At 42.8% G+C, this 1,001-nt stretch carries 1 protein-coding gene and 1 pseudogene; one reads left to right on the top strand and one right to left on the bottom strand.

Annotation, left to right across the window (positions count from 1 at the left end):
* Window positions 1-180: 180 nt before the first annotated feature.
* Window positions 181-654, bottom strand: a complete 474-nt coding sequence (dfrA31, locus tag R8N28_RS27385) for a trimethoprim-resistant dihydrofolate reductase DfrA31 (protein WP_000703246.1) — start codon at window positions 652-654, stop codon at window positions 181-183.
* 159 nt (window positions 655-813) lie between these two features.
* On the opposite strand from dfrA31, the pseudogene R8N28_RS27380 reads away from it, so the two are divergent.
* Window positions 814-1,001 (top strand): annotated as a pseudogene (locus R8N28_RS27380) (CopG family transcriptional regulator); the annotation flags it as partial.

Raw genomic sequence — 1,001 nt, 5'->3', positions numbered from 1 at the left:
CCTTACCAACTAATTTATCTAACATTATTTTGTTAACTCTATGTTACTTTACTAGGAGTGCTCTAACGCCCTGTTAAGGGGTGAGCAACGCAATACCGAAGCTCCCGCATACCACCTTAACCACTAAAACCAACGCATAGTAAAAATGCCACGCGTTGTGAATCCCTCTTAAACAGTTTGTTAGCCCTTTGCCCAAATTTGGTACGTGTAATCAATATTTGAACTGAAACTTTGCTCAAATGTTTGTTTGAAACTCTGTGGAACTGAAGGGAAAAACACGTCGCCAGAGATGTGCTTATGAATCACTGAAAGATGGATAACATCTGCTTGTTCGATTAATGCTTTGTAAATTTCACCACCACCAGAAACAAAGACATGTGTTGTCGTATTGTCTAAGTAAGATAATGCCGATTCAATGCTGGTGAAATAAATAACATCTGGATCATTCGAGACCATTTCTGAGCGAGTAACCACAGCATATTTCCTATTGGGAAGTTTACCCATTGAGTCGAAAGTTTTACGACCGACTAAAAGCCAATGATTGTAAGTCATAGCTTTGAACAGGAGCTGCTCACCTTGTACATGCCAAGGTATATCCAATCCAGAGCCAATTACTCCATTCTCAGAAACTGCTGCCATAATGGATATTTTCATTTTTCCTCCTGAGGGCTAACGCCCGCCTAAGGGGCTGGCAACGCATAACAACTAAACTCAAACACAACAACTGCAACCACAGCGGCTCATTGGGACTGGAAACGCCACGCGTTGACAGTCCCTCTTGAGGCGTTTGTTAGTTGCCCTACCCCAACACCAGTGCTAACATTCGTACACACAACAAAGGAGCTCACCATGGATACTAGAATTCAATTTCGTGTAGACGAAGAAACAAAACGTTTAGCTCAACAAATGGCTGAAAGCCAAGGTCGAACTCTTAGCGATGCTTGCCGTGAACTCACTGGACAATTAGCTGAGCAGCAACGCAAGGCATTATCTCACGATGC

This window comes from Vibrio sp. Vb1554 (genome assembly GCF_033344235.1).
The sequence above is the reverse complement of the archived record's forward strand: the minus strand, read 5'-3'. Positions and strand labels throughout refer to the sequence as shown.

Bases quoted from the DNA above. Each gene is read 5' to 3' on its own strand.
- dfrA31 (WP_000703246.1), bottom strand. From the start codon at position 654: ATGAAAATATCCATTATGGCAGCAGTTTCTGAGAATGGAGTAATTGGC.